Source organism: Bacillus sp. FSL K6-3431 (genome assembly GCF_038002605.1).
GTDB lineage: Bacteria > Bacillota > Bacilli > Bacillales > Bacillaceae_C > Lederbergia.
The window spans coordinates 858527-877706 of record NZ_JBBOCT010000001.1 but is presented as its reverse complement, the minus strand read 5'-3'; the positions used below and the strand labels follow the sequence as shown (position 1 = coordinate 877706).

Annotated in this window: 18 protein-coding genes and 2 pseudogenes; 13 read left to right on the top strand and 7 right to left on the bottom strand. The window is 34.8% G+C overall.

The window, feature by feature from the left end; genetic code table 11:
- Positions 1–132: 132 nt before the first annotated feature.
- Positions 133–366: a hypothetical protein gene (locus MHB53_RS04450; protein WP_340915941.1), complete on the bottom strand. Its 234-nt coding sequence runs from the start codon at positions 364–366 to the stop codon at positions 133–135.
- A gap of 639 nt (positions 367–1005) precedes the next feature.
- Here MHB53_RS04450 and MHB53_RS04445 point away from each other — a divergent pair.
- Positions 1006–1761 carry a DUF2087 domain-containing protein gene (locus tag MHB53_RS04445; RefSeq protein WP_340915940.1) on the top strand — a complete coding sequence of 252 codons (756 nt, stop codon included), beginning with the start codon at positions 1006–1008 and terminating at the stop codon, positions 1759–1761.
- Between the two features lie 17 nt (positions 1762–1778).
- The gene (locus MHB53_RS04440; protein ID WP_340915939.1) at positions 1779–2132 is read left to right on the top strand and encodes a GIY-YIG nuclease family protein; all 354 of its coding nucleotides are present in this window, start codon (positions 1779–1781) and stop codon (positions 2130–2132) included.
- A 143-nt stretch (positions 2133–2275) separates the two neighbouring features.
- Here MHB53_RS04440 and MHB53_RS04435 read toward each other — a convergent pair whose 3' ends face one another.
- Both MHB53_RS04435 and MHB53_RS04430 read right to left on the bottom strand, forming a co-directional pair.
- Positions 2276–2914 (bottom strand): O-methyltransferase, encoded by a 639-nt coding sequence (locus tag MHB53_RS04435; RefSeq protein ID WP_340915938.1) that lies wholly within the window; start codon positions 2912–2914, stop codon positions 2276–2278.
- Complete coding sequence (locus MHB53_RS04430; RefSeq protein ID WP_340915937.1) at positions 2901–3290, bottom strand: hypothetical protein; 390 nt, start codon at positions 3288–3290, stop codon at positions 2901–2903. Before MHB53_RS04430 ends, MHB53_RS04435 begins: the two co-directional genes overlap by 14 nt.
- Before the next feature lie 323 nt (positions 3291–3613).
- Between MHB53_RS04430 and MHB53_RS04425 the strand changes: the two are divergent.
- A pseudogene (locus MHB53_RS04425) lies at positions 3614–4078 on the top strand (GNAT family N-acetyltransferase).
- A gap of 347 nt (positions 4079–4425) precedes the next feature.
- Here the strand turns inward: MHB53_RS04425 and MHB53_RS04420 are convergent.
- From MHB53_RS04420 to MHB53_RS04410, 3 genes are all read right to left on the bottom strand, one after another.
- The gene (locus MHB53_RS04420; protein WP_340915936.1) at positions 4426–5646 is read right to left on the bottom strand and encodes a sugar efflux transporter; all 1221 of its coding nucleotides are present in this window, start codon (positions 5644–5646) and stop codon (positions 4426–4428) included.
- 165 nt (positions 5647–5811) lie between these two features.
- Complete coding sequence (locus tag MHB53_RS04415) at positions 5812–6792, bottom strand: aldo/keto reductase (RefSeq protein WP_340915935.1); 981 nt, start codon at positions 6790–6792, stop codon at positions 5812–5814.
- A gap of 359 nt (positions 6793–7151) precedes the next feature.
- Positions 7152–8333 (bottom strand): MFS transporter, encoded by a 1182-nt coding sequence (locus MHB53_RS04410; protein WP_340915934.1) that lies wholly within the window; start codon positions 8331–8333, stop codon positions 7152–7154.
- 683 nt (positions 8334–9016) lie between these two features.
- On the opposite strand from MHB53_RS04410, the gene MHB53_RS04405 reads away from it, so the two are divergent.
- The 6 genes and pseudogenes from MHB53_RS04405 (at position 9017) to MHB53_RS04380 (ending at position 13408) form a co-directional block, all read left to right on the top strand.
- Positions 9017–9934, top strand: coding sequence for an AraC family transcriptional regulator (locus MHB53_RS04405; RefSeq protein WP_340915933.1), 918 nt, complete (start codon positions 9017–9019; stop codon positions 9932–9934).
- Between the two features lie 399 nt (positions 9935–10333).
- Positions 10334–10684 carry a VOC family protein gene (locus MHB53_RS04400; RefSeq protein ID WP_340915932.1) on the top strand — a complete coding sequence of 117 codons (351 nt, stop codon included), beginning with the start codon at positions 10334–10336 and terminating at the stop codon, positions 10682–10684.
- 201 nt (positions 10685–10885) lie between these two features.
- Positions 10886–10990: pseudogene (locus MHB53_RS04395) on the top strand (GNAT family N-acetyltransferase); the annotation flags it as partial.
- Between the two features lie 161 nt (positions 10991–11151).
- Positions 11152–11286, top strand: a complete 135-nt coding sequence (locus MHB53_RS04390; RefSeq protein ID WP_340915931.1) for a hypothetical protein — start codon at positions 11152–11154, stop codon at positions 11284–11286.
- A 33-nt stretch (positions 11287–11319) separates the two neighbouring features.
- Positions 11320–11865 carry a GNAT family N-acetyltransferase gene (locus MHB53_RS04385; protein WP_340915930.1) on the top strand — a complete coding sequence of 182 codons (546 nt, stop codon included), beginning with the start codon at positions 11320–11322 and terminating at the stop codon, positions 11863–11865.
- Between the two features lie 733 nt (positions 11866–12598).
- The gene (locus tag MHB53_RS04380; RefSeq protein ID WP_340915929.1) at positions 12599–13408 is read left to right on the top strand and encodes a class I SAM-dependent methyltransferase; all 810 of its coding nucleotides are present in this window, start codon (positions 12599–12601) and stop codon (positions 13406–13408) included.
- Positions 13409–14359: 951 nt separating this feature from the next.
- Here MHB53_RS04380 and MHB53_RS04375 read toward each other — a convergent pair.
- Positions 14360–15121: an MBL fold metallo-hydrolase gene (locus tag MHB53_RS04375; protein WP_340915928.1), complete on the bottom strand. Its 762-nt coding sequence runs from the start codon at positions 15119–15121 to the stop codon at positions 14360–14362.
- Between the two features lie 118 nt (positions 15122–15239).
- Between MHB53_RS04375 and MHB53_RS04370 the strand changes: the two genes are divergently transcribed.
- The 4 genes from MHB53_RS04370 to MHB53_RS04355 all read left to right on the top strand — a co-directional run bounded on the left by MHB53_RS04370 (position 15240) and on the right by MHB53_RS04355 (position 18825).
- The gene (locus tag MHB53_RS04370; RefSeq protein WP_340915927.1) at positions 15240–15650 is read left to right on the top strand and encodes an Lrp/AsnC family transcriptional regulator; all 411 of its coding nucleotides are present in this window, start codon (positions 15240–15242) and stop codon (positions 15648–15650) included.
- Between the two features lie 551 nt (positions 15651–16201).
- On the top strand, positions 16202–16705 hold the full coding sequence (locus tag MHB53_RS04365) for a hypothetical protein (RefSeq protein ID WP_340915926.1): 504 nt from the start codon (positions 16202–16204) through the stop codon (positions 16703–16705).
- A 612-nt stretch (positions 16706–17317) separates the two neighbouring features.
- Positions 17318–17752, top strand: coding sequence for an NUDIX hydrolase (locus MHB53_RS04360; protein WP_340915925.1), 435 nt, complete (start codon positions 17318–17320; stop codon positions 17750–17752).
- A gap of 140 nt (positions 17753–17892) precedes the next feature.
- Entirely contained in the window at positions 17893–18825 is a 933-nt protein-coding gene (locus MHB53_RS04355) for an aminoglycoside phosphotransferase family protein (RefSeq protein ID WP_340915924.1), read from the top strand.
- Positions 18826–19180: the final 355 nt, after the last annotated feature.

The following is a 19180-nucleotide window of genomic DNA, read 5'->3' as shown; positions in this document are numbered from 1 at the left end:
AACTAAGGTATTTTTCTATATATTTATGGTAGAATAGGTGCAAGATACTCCTAAATTGGCATTCATTAGACATAAGACAAGGTTTTTTGTATACTAACACACTATTTATTTGCTTCTTTATATTGTTCATCATTAACTGGTTCCATTCAAGTATGTAGGTTTTGTTGGGTCACCAATAAGAGCTAAATGAACAAACCAGCTATTTGTGGCACCTTGCCAGTGCTTAACTCCTTCAGGGATTTCAACTACATCTCGAGCTTTCAAACGTTGAGCCGGTTTTCCTTCTGCTTGATAGCCCTTCACCACCGTAACGGTAAACTTTTCCTTCAATATGAGAATGCCAATTATTACTGCAACCAAGTTCAAAAGTGTTACATTCTCTACGAAATTCATCGATTCTTTTGTTAATGCTGCAAATAAGCAGTTCAGATAAAGTTTACTTAACCTACAGGTTGACCATATAAAAAATAACGCTATTTTTTATATAACATCGCTCCTAATTTAAATAGTTAAAATCAGGTTTTAACTGTTTAAACTAAATATATATTTAATAAAAAGATGGTTTTGCCCAATTCGTATTGTTGGAGATCATCCGGTAAATGATGTTAATGCATTTACAATTGTCGGAATGAAAAGTATTTGGAAAAAGAATTTTCATTTGGATAGAGTTGATGGCGATTTTACTGCGAAGATTTAGCGGAAATACCATGCATCATAAATAAAATGGGTAGGACAAACTTGTTGGAATTTTTATATGCTAAACAAACTTAAATCAAAAAAATCGATTTCCTTCTATATGTTCGGGAATCGATTTTTTTATTCAACTAATGTCACTTTTTAGCTAAGTCCCCTGAAAATTGAACTAATTTTCCTATGGAATATAAAATATGAAATTTAATGGACTATTGATTTTTTATAAACTTTTAGTTATTATGTTGGTTATAGGGCAAACGATTAACGATTACGTTTCGAGATTACATAACAAAGAGTGGATGTGTTTATATAATGAATGTTTCAGACTTTTTTTGGAACGCGTCAATAGTAGAACTTAAAAAAGGATATATTCAAAAGTCGGGTTCTTATATATGCCTATTATGTGGCGAGAAAATGGAAAAAGGAATTATTTATACTCATGAGAATATTCTTTATGAAGCAGAAAGGTATATGCGGCTTCATATTGAAGTTACCCACGAATCGGTATTCGAGTACTTAATAGGACTTGATAAGAAACTGACAGGTCTTACTGACCATCAGAATCATCTCCTACGTCTTTTTTATCAGGGGAAAAGTGATAAGGAGATCCAAGAGGAGACAGGCATAGGAAGTACTTCTACAATTAGGCATCACCGTTTTGCATTAAAAGAGAAAGAACGTCAAGCAAAGACCTTTTTAACAATTATGGAATTATTAAAAGAAAAAGACCAGTATGCGCCAGCTTTTATAGCCCCTCATAAAACAGCCAGAATGGTGGACGATCGATATAATATTACAGAAGAAGAACAAAAGGGAATCATTCAAAAATTCTTTCCTGAAGAACTAAATGGAGGATTAAAAAAATTCCCTCCAAAGGAAAAGCAGAGACTTGTTATACTTCGGGAAATCACAAAGAGGTTAGAAAGTGAATGTACTTATGATGAAAAGGAATTAAATCAAATTTTGAAAGATGTCTATGAGGATTATGTTTTAATCAGGAGATATTTAATCGAATACGGATTGATTGATCGAAAAGCAGACGGGAGCCAATACTGGCTGAAAAAATAATGAAGGTAGTGAATAGAATGGATCGTAAAAAGCAACTAAAGCAGCTTTATAAAGAAATAACAGTTGAGGCTGGGGTATATCAAATTAAAAATAATGAAAACGGAAAAATCTTTGTCGGAAGTACAAAAAATTTAAAGACATTAAACGGTATAAAATTCAGTCTTGAAAATGACGCATACATGAACAAAACACTTCAAGCTGATTGGCTCCAATTCGGAAAGGACGCTTTCAGTTTTGACATATTAGACACACTCAAAAAGAAAGACGATCCGTATTTTAATGAAAAAGAAGCATTGCTTGAACTAGAGAATAAATGGTTAAATCAACTTCAACCGTATGGCGAACAAGGATATAACAAAGAAAAGGAATAGAATAAATAAATTTACAAATCCCTTAGTAATACAGGATTTGTAAATTTATTTAATGTTATACAAGGGATTATGCCATCAAATGACAATTCTTTTACCTATAATTAAGATTCAAAGAAAAGAAGGACAGCGTTCCCGCAGTTTTTTTAATTTTTTACTTTTGAAATGGTCATTCCATCACCGATTGGAATAAGCAAGGATTCTAATTTAGGATGATTAGCCACAGTTTCATTGAATTTCTTCATTAATTCAGTATAACGTTTAGGTTGAGCATTTTGGTCTACTACACTACCGCCCGCAAGTACGTTATCAGTCACTAATAAAGCACCCGGTTTCGCCAGTGTTATGCAATACTCTAGGTAATTTTCATAATTTTCTTTATCAGCATCAATAAAGAAAAAGTCAAAAATCTTATTATTGCCAACTAGTTTTTCTAGACTTTGTAATGCTGGCCCAGTAATATACGATACTCGTTCGCCAAATCCAGCTTTAGACAGATTGTTGTGTGCTAACTTTGCATATCTATCCTCCAATTCAAGAGAGGTTAATTTTCCTTCTTTACCGAATCCTCTACAAAGACAAATTCCACTATAGCCCCCTAAAGCTCCTATTTCTAGAATATTTTTAGCCCCTGAAATTGATATAAGCATGGTCAAAAGTTTTCCAGAGGAGGGAGATACCGATATAGAAGGCATTCCATTTTCTTTTATGGACAAAACGACTTCCTCCAAAAGCTCATCTTGGCTATGAAATACTGAATCAATATAACTGTTAATTTGTTTCATTCAAATCAATTCCTTTCTCACTATTCTCTAAAGAAACTTTACTATTCATTACAGATGTTTCCGTTTCTTCATTTTTATTATTGGGTATTTCCATTGCTTCACTTTCGTGTATTTCAAATAAATGATTAAATTCGTTGATTACCATATCAATGGCTTTTAATTCACCGACTAAAATTTGATTAATAGATCGAAACTCTGGTTCGTCTAACTGTTGCTTAATGGTTGCACGCTTTAGATTCATCATCTCCAAAAAAGCAATTGCCCTCCCTCGGCGAAATGTTTTTGCGCCGCGTTGTTGTGAACCATCTTTCCCTTTGTGACGCTCACCACGATGATGTCCTTCTTTCTTAAAATCCTTAAATTTTTCATTTCTCATTATAATCCCCCTTTCTTCGTATACAATTGTATACGAGCGTTAATAATGTCAATTGTATACAGGTGTATACAATATGTCAATTCAAATAGATAGGATAAAAGAATAGTTTGCTTTAATTATATAGATTATTCGAAATTGATTAAATTAAACTGTTGAGATCAAAAAGGGATTCTGTTCATTAGAATAAATAATTCAAGTTTGCGTGCAAAAGAAGAAACTAAATCATTAAGGAGAAGCTTTAATTATAGGGATTTAGAAGAAACATTAAAAAGAGGGGAGGCATTTATGAGTAATCAGCTGAAATTAATAACGTTGATCTAAAAATGGAATATCTCTCTTATTATAATGAGTGGATAGACAGTGGGGAGAACAGAACATGATACCTTGAGTTATACAAAAATACCAATCAAACTTTGAAGGTTTGATAAAGTATTTGACCGATAATAAAAATGGTATGAATCTTTCAGAAGGTAGGGTACCTGATTCAACTTATTGGTTAATAACTGAAGATAGAAAAATATTTGGAGTTGTAAAAATACGACATCAATTAACTGATTTATTATAAAGCGTGGTGGAGGCATATTGGTTATGGTATTCGTCCCTCTGATAATCAAAACGGATACGCTATAATTCTTTAGCATTATCAATCGATAATACTAAAGAATTATATAAGAAAAGTATTTGCTGTTTGCGAAAAGAATAATATCTATTCATTAAAAAATATGATTAAAAATGGTGGTATTCCAAATTCGGATTTTATCGAAGAAGATGGAAATGTCGTGAAATGATTTTGGATAGAATAATGCAATGAAATCTTGCAGGAGTTAAGTAAAAGTAAAGAGCTTTTGAGGTAGCATTTTACTTTTACTTATTCTTCCTTTTTAGATTGGACCGAATTTTATATTAATATTACTGTCGAGAAAAATGGATAAATGGGTAGTTTCGGTGCGTTTTTTTCTTTTGATTGTTATTTTAGTTAGTTATAAAATTTGAAGAATAGCTCACAATTTTAATGATTCTACAAAGAAATTAAATGAAAAAGTGTGCTAATACGGTGGTACCCTTTTTTATAGTGTCTTCCTTATCTTGATGTATTCTTGCCCTTTTAAAATATGCGTAAATATATGATTGTAGACTACACAGATCGAGTGTGTTCTGTGGATACTTCTATTTCTCCATGGGTTCTTGTTCTCCATAGGATAAAGAACGAGAGAATTGCAAGTGCCAGACACACCCAATAAACATAACGAAACCCTAAAAACTGGGCAATGAATCCTCCGACCAAGCTACCTAATAACCTTCCAATCGTGGACCCGTTGTAAAAGATGGTTGTGGCCAGTCCCGGTGAATCGGGCAGCCGTTCCGTGAAATAGCTTAGTCCATTGCCCATGACAATAGCTACAAATGTTGCCTGCAGAAGCTGCGCTGGGATCAACTGCCAAGGGTGCGTTGATATACTTAAAATGATGTAATAGATCACTGCGATGATGCAGCCATAAATCAGCAGGGTATGATTCGATATCTTTTTTCCTAGTGCACCGATTGCAAGCATAATAGGAATTTCCAAACCAGCACAAACACTAACTACCAATCCGACATCTCTAGGCGTCCCATGCAGTTCATTCACAATAAACAACGGCGTAATGATCAAGTGAATGGTATTGATGACAAACAGAAAGGAAAAGGCGATAAGTGGCTGTCTAATCTGCCTATTTTTGAACCAAGAAGTACCTGATTTCTTTTTCTTTTTGGTATTGCTTTGAACCGCTTTTCGTTTATGTAAAAACAAGAGTACAAGAGATGCAACTGTAAGATAAATGGCGGATGTTCCAAGAAAGATTCCCTTGTATCCAGCAAGTGCTAAAATAAACGTTCCACATAATGGTCCTATTAGGAATCCGAGAGAAATAAGCGAACGTAATGTAGACATCGCAAAAGTCTTGTCATCGGATTTACTTGCATTTGCCGATTCATGTGCGTATGCGTAGATTTGCGGCATGGCCGGTGAAGCTAATCCCATAAAAAGGGTGACAACAACCAGTAGAATAAAGAAGTTATTAAACACAAGATACGAAGCGTATCCTAAAGCAGCGGAAAGCGTGGCAAAAATAATAATCCATTTTCGATCCATTCCGCTATCCGAATGTTTAGCAATGAGCGAGTTCACGAACACGCCGCTTAATGAACTGATCGCCATGAAAATACCAAAGGCTCCCGCGCTCATTCCAAAATCCTTTGTTAAAAACAGAGGTATATACGGCGATGTAATAGAAATACCAATACCAATCAGCAGCATATTAATAACTAATACGCTATATCCTTTGATGGAAAACAGATTTTTTAATCGTGTATACAAGTTCTGTCCTCCTTATAAGAATCCACAAATAGTTTATTAAAAAAGATGATAAATCATATTATCAGATTTGATCTTTCATTTGGTTGTGACTAGTAAACACAGAAATACCGAATGGATAAAAACGGTATCTCTGCGTTCTTCTTCTTTCTTACAGCAACATCTTGATTAATTAAAACCACTTATAGGGTGCGGTGCATACGGCTCTTCAAGAAATGCAACTTCTTCATGTGTTAATGTAATCGAAAGAGCAGCTACTGCATCTTCAAGATGATTCAATTTTGTAGCACCGACAATAGGAGCTGTTACTGGTTCTTTCTGTAGCAACCAGGCAAGTGCAATTTGAACACGTGGAACACTGTGTTTTTCTGCGATTGCTGCAACCCGCTCTACAACCAATCGATCGACATCAGCAGTAGCATCGTATTTAGCTCTCTGAGCTTGATCGGTTTCGGAACGATGTGTTGATTCCTCCCAATCACGCGTCAATCTTCCTGATGCAAGTGGACTATATGGAATCACACCGATTTTTTCTTCCTTACAAAGTGGCAGCATTTCCCTCTCCTCTTCACGATACATGAGGTTATAATGATTCTGCATGGATACAAAGCGAGTCCATCCATGTTTCTCCGCTACATGTAACGCCTTTGAAAACTGCCATGCGTACATTGCAGAAGCACCAATGTATCTTGCCTTCCCAGCCTTCACCACATCATGCAATGCTTCCATCGTTTCTTCAATGGGAGTATTGTAATCCCAGCGGTGAATTTGGTATAGATCCACATAATCTGTTCCTAGTCTCATAAGACTTTTATCCATTTCACTCATAATGGCTTTTCTGGAAAGCCCAGCTCCATTTGGACCTTCATGCATACGAAAATGAACCTTTGTAGCGAGGACAATTTCATCTCGATCGGCATAATCTTTCAGAGCCCGCCCAACAAATTCCTCGCTTGTTCCGTTTGAATACACATTCGCTGTATCAAAAAAATTGATCCCTAACTCAAGGGCTTTTTTTATTACAGGACGACTGTTCTCCTCATCAAGCACCCATGGATGAAATCCGCTTCTCACATCACCAAATCCCATAGTTCCAAGACAAATCCGTGATACATCCAAGCCTGTATTTCCAAGTTTCATATATTCCATCTCTTTGGACCTCACTTTCCATATTGTGATTCTCTATAATTATAGATAGAAAGAAAACACTTTTAATCGTAATTAAACCAGAATTATTTAATAGTGAACAAATCTATAATGAAGAAAAGGAAAACAAATTCCTGTAATTCATTAAGATTATTTTCCTCCTGTCAGTCTCAACAGAAAACGCCGAATCACTCGATCATAAACGATGATTTAAAACAAAGAATACACGTTCAAAAGCTTGGGATAAAAATGATGTTCCGTTTCCGGTGAACACATACTAATCGGACTATATCGAGATTACGAATATTTCACTTCTTTTATGTTGTACATTTTAAAAGAGACAACCTTATAGTGAACCTACTTCAACTTGTTTCCGAGGGAAGGGATTCATTTTTCAGATGAGAAAACCCTTTGTTTTTCAACAAGCGTATTACAAAGAAAGAATAAAGCATCAAGGAAAACGCGACCGACACGGCACTGACCGTGAAAAGCACCTGATAACTCGTGTTCAGTGAGATCCAACCTAGTATCATTGCACCTAGACCGATGCCGAGGTCGGTAGCAGTCGTAAAAGAGGCATTAGCTACCCCTGTGCGTTCTGGACGAACAAGACGTATCGTTGCAGCTTGAAGGGCCGGCTGCGCGGAGCCGAAACCAATACCGTAAAGCACTGCCGATACGAGCACACCGAACAATCCGGTTGAAAAGCTTAAGGCTACCAAAGCCGATATCGTAATTACCAGGCCCGGTACAATGACAGATGTTTCATCATACCGGTCTGAAAGCTTTCCAGCAATGGGACGGACCAAGACAAGTGTCGCGGCATAGACCAGAAAGAATGTGCCGGAATTGACTTGTATCGATTCAGCGAATAGTGGTATAAAGGTAGTGATGCCACCATAAGCGATAAATAGGAAAAAAACCGATGTCGTGACAGGCAAGACCGACTTTTCGAAAAATTCAATTCTCCTTACTCCAGACTGTGGCTGAAAAGGCATTTTTGCTCCAAGCGTCAATAGAAGCGCTGTGGCAGAGAGGCCTGCGGCGAAAAGAAACAGGGCATGGTACGATAAGTTCCCTGAAACCCAAATACCGAACATCGGGCCGATTGCCATAGCCAGAGTCATCGCCATTCCGGACCATCCTAACCCTTCTCCGCGGCGTTTCAAAGGGATCATATCCGTAACTGCCGTAAGGATGGATGTTGTGGTAACGCCCCAAGTCATTCCGTGCAATATTCTAAGCGCCATCAAAATCACGATTCCGCCAATCCATTCATACATATACATCGCCACGGCAAAGAATAAGAGGCCCCAGACGATAAACGGACGCCTGCCGAAGCGATCCAGTAGGCCGCCGATAATCGGCCGAAGAACAACTGCAGACAGCATAAACGCACCCATAGCCAGACCGACCTGCGATTCATTACCTCCCATCTGCTTAATATACTGCGGCAATGTCGGATACAGCATATAAAATCCGGTGAATAGGAAAAACATTCCGACGGTCATGAGAATAAAGGACCTCGTCCATAGGCGTTCCATGTTTCATTTCCTCCTCAGGTGAAAAAACTGTTCTATTCCTATTTTCATTGGAACAACAAATATTTCAAATCAACCACTTGACCTGGAAAATACGGTTCTTCAAGGAACAAGTTTTGTAGGTTTTAACTAAATTGAAAGTGCTGCTACCGTATTTTGAGATGTGACTTTTTGTAGCCCAAGAGAAGTAACTGATTCTGTTTTTAGCCCAAGTACAAATTGAAGTCCCGTTACACCTCGCTTTCCCAACACTTCCGGTATTCGTTCAACGACCTTTTCGGACTGACTCGGACGTTATGAAGTAAAACCTTTTTACAATTTTAGCGAATACGGAACGATGCATCACTTCCTCTAATCACACATTAATCTTCCTTTTGCAAGCAGGCTCCACGGAATCACACCGACTTTTTCTTCTTTATAAATCTGCAGCATCTCTCTTTCACAATATAATAGATTGCTATGAGCCTGCATTGATACAAATCGGGTCCAACCACCTTCTAAGCAAAATATAATGCCTTCAAAAAATGCCATGCATACATGAAAGATATATCATTATTATGACAGGAATGAAAAAGCAAGCGCTATCTCTTTTGTCCCAAATGATTGCCTAATTCTCTCACAACACTTACTCAACATACAAATATGCATTATAATGGAACCAATAAAGAAAAAACGAGGAGGATTGTATGTCTAAGCAAATATATAAACAGCAGGATGAGCTCGCCAAGCTAATAGAGCGTTATTCCGAGCAGGATGGTGTTCATGAAACTGCTATTCCATCTTTATTTTTAATTCATAAACCTAATGTTACTGCACCAAATTACGGGGTTCAAAAGCCTTCCTTATGTATTGTCGTTCAAGGTGCGAAGGAGGTATTGTTAGCACAGGAACGCTTTTTATACGGTCCCGGCGATTACCTTATTGCATCCGTTGACTTACCTGTTACTGGCCAAGTCATCGAGGCATCTACTAACGTTCCGTATTTGTCTTTCAAGCTTGAATTTACACCAAATCAAATCTTAGAGGTTTTAAGTGATTCTGAAATTGATATTGTCCCTAAAGAAAAAGCTAAACGTGCTATGTTTGTCAGTCCGATAGAGTTATCTATTTTAGATGCGGTAATCAGGTTAGTTCGTTTGCTAGATAATCCTAAAGATATCCCGATACTTGCGCCCCTATTCACGAAGGAAATACTTTATCGGGTTCTGCAAGGGCAACATGGGGCTACACTGGAACAAATTGCAATAGAAGGAAGCTATACCTATCGAATCAGAGACGTTATAGAACAAATCAAAGGTAACTATGATAGGTCTTTTCGTATTGAGGAACTTGCAGAAATAGCCAATATGAGTGTTTCTTCACTTCATAGGCACTTTAAAGAGGTAACCGCTATGAGCCCTATTCAGTTTCAAAAACACCTGCGACTCCGGGAAGCAAGGCGTCTATTATTATCCGAGTCAACAGATGCCACTGATGTCGCATTTCGGGTAGGTTATGAAAGTCCGTCTCAATTCAGCCGTGAATATTCCCGTATGTTTGGTTTACCACCTAGAGAAGATATAAAGCGTTTGAGGGAGAAATATGATCAAAGTATAAACGCTTGAAACTTTTTCTCATCAGGGGGGACAATCAGCATACATATAACGGTTATCCAATTAGCGGATATTGCGACAAACCTGTTGATGCCACCAAGTTATTGACTTAAAAAAAGCTGCAGGAGTTGTGATGATATCTTTTGCGGCTTTTTGTTATTGATTTTTATGCTAGATTGGTAACACTCAGTCAATGATCGAGAAATTAGTAGGATAATTTTAGGATAGTGATTTTAGTTTTGATAGAATTTTGTTAAATCGAGATAGTCGATAAAAGGTTTATAGACAATAAACACGTGCAATTGAATAAATATGTGTCTGACTACATGATTTTAATTAAATTCGAGAAAAGGAAAAACACTTTTAAAAATGATTAGTAAGTAAACTTGCATCACTTATTGGAGGTAGTGAATGAATCCTATATTTAACCAAATTGGTACAGTTTTTATTCCCGTAAGTAATATTGAAAAGGCACGTGATTGGTATTGTGACATACTTGGTCTTCCTGCGGACGGAGAAATACTATTCGGTCATTTGTTTATAGTTCCAATGCATGGAACGGGGCTTGTATTAGATAGCAAGATTTTTTCCGAAGATAATATATATACAGCTCCTACATTTCAATTATCTACAGATAATATAGAAAATGCATATGCGTATATGAAAGATAAAAAGGTAGAATTAACAACAGGAATCGAGCATAATCAATGGTTTAATTTTAAAGACGCTGATGGAAACCTGTTAATGGTGTGTAAGTACTGATAAATAATGTTACTTGCCTATTCGGGCTAATTTCAGATCTCCGAAATTGGATTAATAAATCTATCCGTTTTAGCGTGTTTGCTATTTGAATACAAACATTCTGGTGAGTTAAGTAACAATTGAACCTGATACTCCGGAACTTTTTAAGCATTCGAAAAACCTTTTTTGTTGATGCTCAGGAATAAACCTAAAAGATAGATTGATTTAAGAGAAAGATATGAAGAAGTTAATTTGCTTCTTAAAGATGAAAACGGTACTGTTCGTGGAGGTATACCACGTGAGATCTGTTGGAATTGGTTTGAGATTATTACAACAAAATCTTCGTTTTGCTAAAGAAGCAATTATTCTTGGTCTTTAAATGGACAGTTAATTCCTTTTAATCAATTGAGGCTTACTCCATTCGTAATATGGGAGCTAATCTATATGATTTTAAAAGATGGATGGATTGTCCAAGAGAACCACGTCTATTGAGAGGTCTTGCACGAGATGGAGAAAATGCACTTGAAATTTGGGGGAATTATTGGATGATTTCAGAGGACATGTATGTTAAACAACATCGACCTAATAAAATTGCAGATTCAATTATTGGTGGAACGAAATAAAATACATTATTTCATAGAAAGGAAGATATTTTCATGACATTAAAAATAAACACTGAGAGATTATATCTTCGAGAAATAAAAGAAAATGATTGGATCGATGTTCATAAATATGCATCACAATCAGTAGTTTGCCAATATCAACCATGGGGACCGAATACGGAGGAAGAATCAAAAGCATTTGTAAAACAAATTATTGCTGATGCTAATAAGGACATAAGAACTCGTTTTGTTTTTGCGATCATTGAAAAAGAAAATGAAAGAATGATTGGTACAGGTGAGCTTATTATTAAGGATACAATAAATAGATCAGGAGTAATCGCATATATTGTAAACCCAGACTATTGGGGAAAGGGAATTGCTACAGAAGTAGCTAAACTTTTAATTGAAATCGGTTTCAAAGAATTTCATTTTCACCGGATTTATGCTACCTGTGATTCAAGAAATATAGGTTCATCAAGGGTTTTAGAAAAAGTCGGTATGACGAATGAAGGTAAAATGCGTGAAGACTTATTATTAAAAGATGGCTGGCGTGACTCTCTTTTATATAGTATTTTAGAACATGAATATAATAGAATTTAAATTAGAATATCATTATTTTTCAAATGCTTAGTGATATTGAAAACACAGATCTGTGTAATGGAATTACTATAAATGGTACTAAGCAGATAGGCTAATTTCAATACCAGAAGAAAATGAAGAAATCACTTGGATGGATTCTCAAAACGCAGAGGATACATACATATAACAAGAGATTCAAAGGGATTGATAAAGAGTACATCTTCAGTTCCATATTTACTCAGAGAAAGAGTTAATCTTAAGTCTTAAAAAAACAGGTCAATTGCTATTTCTGTTGTATTTACTAATGATCTTTAATCTGCTGTTCTACATTTTCTCCATAGCATCTTTTTTGGTTGTCTAATGGTGCGTCGACCTGAGAAAGATTAAGTACTAGGAGGAATAGATCGTAAGGACTACATAATGTTAGCCTTAACGAATTATAATGTAGGTGTTAGAAGTTTCATATAAATGGAAAATAAGATATGCCTGTTTATGAGTATTAACAATTTATTAAAGCACTAGTTGAAAATTGTTTTGATCTTGCTTGAAGCGTTGGTATACATACAAAAACGATTTCGAAAATAAAGAAAGTTCCAGTTGATGGTGTCAGTGAAGGGCTATTAGAAAAGAGAGATACTGGTAGTACTTGAGAAGCGATTCACCTTGGTATTTAACAAAGGATGAAAACCTAAAGACCCAAGTATGTTTGTATATAGAATATTTTAAATAAAACAACGAAACCAGGTGTAATTTGATGAGTAAAATAATTAACTATTACAATCAATTTGATGAATGGGGAAGGCTTGATAGGGAATCGATTGAATTCCAAGTAAATTGGCATTACATAAAAAAATATATGCCCAAAATAGGTTGTGTGCTAGATAATGGAGCGGGACCTGGAAAATACTCAATCCAGCTTGCTAAAGAAGGCCATAAAGTAACATTAACCGATTTAACGCAAAAATTAGTTGAAATTGCGAAAATCAAAGTAAAAGAATTTGGTTTAGAGGAACAATTTGAAGGTTTATATGCAGCAGATGCTAGAGAGCTTAAAATGATCAAAGATGAACAGTTTGACGGTTCGTTGATGCTAGGGCCAATGTATCATTTACAGGAAGAGCAAGATCGCATTAAAGCAGTTAAAGAATTAAATAGAGTTACAAAAAAGAATGGACTTGTTTTTGTCGCCTTTATGCCAAGAGTACGACATATCTTTACATCACTTTTATCTCCTGAAAATTGGAAGCCAAATGATGATATGGATACCATTATTCAATTTTCCAATTCAGGTTGTTTTAACCATGCAGATGAAGGTCGTTTTACAGATGCGTATTATTTTAATATTGAAGATATTAATCCGTTTATGGAAGCACATGGATTTGAGGGTCTACAATTGATAGGTTCAAATGTAGGAGCTATATTAAACCATGATAGCTGGAATTACTGGAGAGAAAAAGGCGAACAAGAGGTAGAAAAAATGATTGATTTAATAAAAGAAAAAGCGACAGACCCTTATATTCTTGGGATGTCGTCTCACTTACTTTATATTGGACGGAAAAAGTAGATAAAACTTCACTTGATCTTTAAGTTACGGGGAACTATTCTTTATGAAGGTTTTTGTCAGTGATATTAAACTCATTGATGAAGGGTAGAAGATTAAAGTAGAAATGTTGATATACATTATTATCATTAATAATGAACACGGGGAAACTGAAGAGCCATTCAAATGCAATCATCAAATTCGTTACTTATATAAAATTCCTGAGAAAAATATAATTTAAAATGAAATAGATTTAGTAGATGTATAACAGGTTTCGCGAAGATATTTAATCTCTCATTCATTGGTGATCCTAAGCTAACAAAGCAGGATAAATTAATAAGGTTAGTTTATTGAGTATTGAAACATCAGAGTGCTTTTATTTATTATATGAAGTAATTTGCCAATAGAGATTTCAGTATTAGAACCCGAACAACGTTGATTTGCGCTCCAGGCGGACGCTTTCCGCGGGGCGGGCCGTGAGCCTCCTCGATCGCTCCGCGCCCTGCGGGGTCTCACCTGTCCCGCTAATTCGGCAGGAGTCGCCGCCTTTCGCTCCAATCAACTAAATAGGAAATTTCTATTGGCTAACAATTTGTTTCCCCTATATCTTAACGTTCGTGTATTTTACTTAAATAGTTATTTATGAAATTGACTCATATATGTAATGAAAGATAAGTTCTATTAGAAGAAGCTGGTGAGTATTTCGATCTGATGCCGGTTGTATTATTCACAACAATAATTCCTCTTGTCATCGGGCTCTTTCTGTGATTACCAAAGTTGTATTTGGCAGCCAATTCATGCATCTAATGCCAGTATGTTTATAAAGATCTATGCATTATTAAGTAAATGATATGGTGTATAATCGTTTATTCTTATACATGATGTCCAATCTTTTTTATTAAACAAAAGATGCAGGCTGTTTTTAATAAAAAGTAATGAAAAACAGACAAAAAAATTTTTTGTCTGTTCTGGTTCTTAAAATGAGTATGATTCTCCGTCATCTGGTACTAAAACATTAGTGGTAATTCCTTTTTCATTAATAAATCTTTTCAATTCTTCCCTTGATAATGTCCAATGATTTACACCTTCCATATGGCTTGCAATAATTTTTGCATCAGGGGCAGCTTTATACACTTCATAAACGTCATCTTTCCCCATTACAAGGGAACCGCCTTCTAGGAATTGATTATCTCCAGCATTTACAACTATGATTTCTGGTTTGTGGGTATCAATTACTTCTTGCACAGCTTCATACCAAACAGTATCTCCAGCCACATAAAGAGTTTTCTCACTTTGGTGCTTAAAGGTAACACCACACACTAGACCTGCAAGTTTTAATATTTCTCCTCTACCGTGCTCGCCTTCTGTTTTAATTAAGTGGACGTCTTCAAAGACTGTTTTTTCATGTAAAACCTCTACATTTTTAAAACCATCATTTTTAATTACTATGGCATCTTCTTCATTTTGTACAAATATTTTCATATCTTTTGGCAGTATCTCTTTGGCGGCATCATCATAGTGATCAAAGTGTAGATGAGTTATAATGACAGCATCGACATTAATAATAATATCGTCAATGGAGGTTGGTAAGCTGCTTAAAGGATTATTTTGATCTTGTCTTAATGAATTGGGAAAGGGCGGATAAGTACCCTTCTTAGCCAAAAATGGATCTATTAAAAACTTCTTTCCTGCATATTGGACAACTAAAGTTGCATTTCGAATTTGTTGGATATTCATATGAAATAGCTCCTTTTCTTTAATGTACATATAGTTTATACTAAAACCACTTTTGACTTACATAGATAAAATCAAGTCTTTTAGCAGTTTCACTTGATTATTGAAAGGATTTGACTAAATGTTAGATAGCACGGATATCCGAATCATAGAAGAGCTTTCCAAGAACAGCCGAATGACGATGAAGGAATTAGGTGAAAAAGTCCATTTGACTGGACAGGCTGCTTCTGCCAGGGTTGCGAAGTTAGAAGATAATAGGATTATTGAGGGGTATAGCATTAAAGTTAATCAAGCAAAAATGGGATATTCTGTTCACGCAATTATACACGTTTATACGAAAAGCACGAATCATCAACCTTATTTATCGTTCATAAAAAAACATGAACAATATGTCATAAATAACTACAAAATCAGTGGGGAAAGTTGTTATCTTCTCGAATGCAAATTTCCATCTAATGAAATATTAGATGAATATTTGACAAGCTTGAGCAATTATGTGAGCTATAAATTATCGATTATTATAAAAAAATAGTGCTTCAATTGATGTGGGTAAATGGGTAATGGTAAATTATTCTTCTAATTAGGCGTTATATACAAGATTTTATGCATAATTTGTATAACGCCTTATTTTCCATGCGAAAAATACCAAAGTTGATAATTGTAAATAAACAGCATAAACAATGGACATTTGATTGGGGTAGTTTTATTCCAATTGCAATGCCATCTCTAGGATAAGATTATTGTCAACTTTACTCTTTGATGAAAAATTGGCAAAGGCTTTAGCGACGAGTCAAAACTAAAGATATTATTGGTGGTGATGTATTAAATTTTTATCATTTTAGGAGCACACCTATTCCTGAAATGATAAAAAATCTATGATAGACATATTGATAAGGTACTAGATATAAATAAAGTTGATTTTATCAAGGATTATCAAAAAATGTTTTAAAAATCCGTTCATTTGTTTAAAAAGTTGTTATAATTGTTAAATCAGTGTGTGGAGATATTGGTAGTTTTACTGACCAAAAATATATGTCGCATGATACGTCTACCATCTGAAATTTTAATTTCGGAGGGAAAAATATGTATAAAGAAGATAGGCTGCCTCAAAATGCAAAAGAAGGTATGTTATTTTTATTTGTTATTTCAATCATTTCAGTAAACACTATCGCCCCGATTATTATGGGGTTAGAACGTGGATTCAGCAAAGCAGTTTATTTAGATACGCTAAAGATTATCCCGTTTATGTGGATAATAGTTGTTTTGTTAGTAAGGTTGGTTGCAGGACCTTTAGTTGGCAAGGTGTTGCCAAAATTCGTAGGACAAACAGATGGATTTAATGCCAGAGTTTTATTGAATACTCTATTGAATGTTACGGTTTTATCCATTCTTCTAACAATTATAGGAACTTGGGTTGGTACACAAAAAATAAGCCTAGAACCTTTTCAGAACTTCTTTCAAGCATGGTTTAGAAACTTTGGTGTTGCATTTTGGATGGAGCTGTTAATTGCACAGCCAATAGCAAGATTTGTAATGAAAAAATTACACGCAAGACAGGCGATTAAAACTGAGAGTATAACATCGTAAATTGTGTATTGAAAACACATAAAAATTCTAGTAGCCGATTGGTTTTAATAAAAATCAATCGGCTTTTTAATGCCATGACATTGTAAGGTATAACATCCATTTATATATGGAGTTATTTTCAGCCCCTTTTGCTTAACTTATAGGGGCTTTAATTGAATAACGAAATGTGTTTTAAAGATAATATGAAAGCGCTTATAATTAATGTTTCTCCTCATAGTTAAATGTATCATTATTAAAAAAATCAACATAAAATTTGAATGTTGTTTTAATCGTAGGATTTTAAATATGGAAGGAGTACCGGTTTCTTAAAAAAAAGCATTGTAACCATCTTAGGTTAGCATAACAGCATGAGACATAGGAGGAAAGCCTCTAAGTGCGGTGTGGAGATGTGCATCATATGGTAAAATGCGGATTAGAAGCTAACTCCTTTACTTAACTTTGCCTATACGAAGCCAAAACGATCTCACCTCACGCCATTTTATTTATCAACTAATCCAATTAAACGGTTATGAAATCGTGAGAAGAGGTTAGCATTTAAGAGATAAACGTATCAAACTGAGGGAGTTTATAGAAACTAGAGCTAATCTTTTTTCAAGAAGGGGGATAATCTAAATGCAAGGATATAACGTTCTTATGATTTACAGTAAGGATATGAATCAATTGTTAATGTGCGAACGAATAAAAAAACCGTACAAAGGATTAAGTAATCTAGTAGGAGGAAAAATCGAGATTGGAGAGACCGGTATTGAATCTGCTTACCGAGAGCTTTTAGAAGAAACTAGCATTAAAAAAGAAGATGTCACGCTCCACCACTTGATGGATTATAAATATTATATTCACAATTGCTACGTCGAAGTTTATGTTAGAAGATTAAAACAAGATGTAGTTGTTTCAGGAGACGAAAATGTTTTATACTGGTCTGGTTTGAATCAAAACTTCTTTGATATGTCACTATTTGCTGGGGAAGGGAATATTGGACATATGATTGAACAAGTCAATATGATAAAAGAAAAACTTTTGTCCGATACACTCCTAGTAATAGAGTAGTTTTGGAAATGCTTGAAAAAGTGTGCTAAACGGGTGCAAGAGTTGAACAAAGGAGTTATAACGATAGCTGCTTTTTCTTATTGAACTAACGAAGCAGGTTAGTACATTAAGCAAACAAGAAAATTAAGAGGTGTTAGTAGATGACAAAAATCAATGCTAAATCAATGATATTGGATAAATATAATGTTACTAAATCAGATTTTTTAGGTTCTGGAATGGAAGCTGAGGTTTATGCTTATGACAATAATAAAGTATTGAAATTGTATAATGATATGTCCGATACAAATAAGCAAAATATCCTAAAGATTTTCTATTCTAATCTTAATTCAAATTCTTTGAGCTATGAGCTTCCTTATATTTACGATACATTTGTGGAAAACGATATTTTAGTTACTATTGAAAAACGAATTGAGGGTAGTGATTTACAAAGTGTATTCTCAGAGATGACTTATAACGAACAAAATAAAATGATGGAAACATATCTTAATGCAAATATCGAATTGAAATCTGTAAAAATAAAATATAATCTTGAAGGTTTTACTCTATTCAATGATAATCAGGTTTCTTTACTAAAAATAAATAGTTGGTTTGATTTATTGAAAGAAATAATTTTTAGGAAAAAAAAGGAACTGGAGCCATATTTCAAAAATGATGTCGTGAATTACGATGCAAAAGTTAATCAATTAGTAGAAAATTTGTCAATGGGTTATGAAGGTGAATACTCTTTAATTCACGGAGATTTTTATCCTGGGAATTTAATGGTTAATAAGAGTCGTATGGTTACAGGTTTAATTGATTTGGGATTGATGACAATGTACGGTGATAACTTATATGATATTGCAATAGGATGGGTATGTTTTGATATGTATAATGAGTTAAATGCAAATATATATGAGAGATATTTAAACATAATTATTTCTACATTAGGCGAAGATGTTAGAAAAAGATTATATTTCTATGTTCTAATATATAGCTTTATTTCCGCCAATTTTTATTCTCACAATTGCAAAGATGGGCATTATCAATGGTGTGTTAAAAACCTAAATAACAAACATTATTGGGAGTCTCTTTAAGAAAAAAAATTTGAGTTGGTTTCTTCAACTAACGGAAGTTTATGTATAGTATCCGTTTCAAATCATTGATATGGTGCACCCTTTATCATTGTTTACATATAAGAAAAGCGCTTAAGGACTTGACTTAGAGCCTCTATGGGCATGATTGATCTTGAAAGGCTGAGGCCGTTGTTTTATTACCTCCCCCCTCCAAGTAAAGTCCTATCTTTGTTTACGTTGAAAACTATAATTACTTACAGAATATAATAAGTAAACAAAGTTAGGAAATAGGCTGTTTTTGTTTCGTTATTTACAATAAATACGGTCAAAAATCAACCTCCATAAAGCGTGCTTTAGTTCAAAAAGATGAGACCGC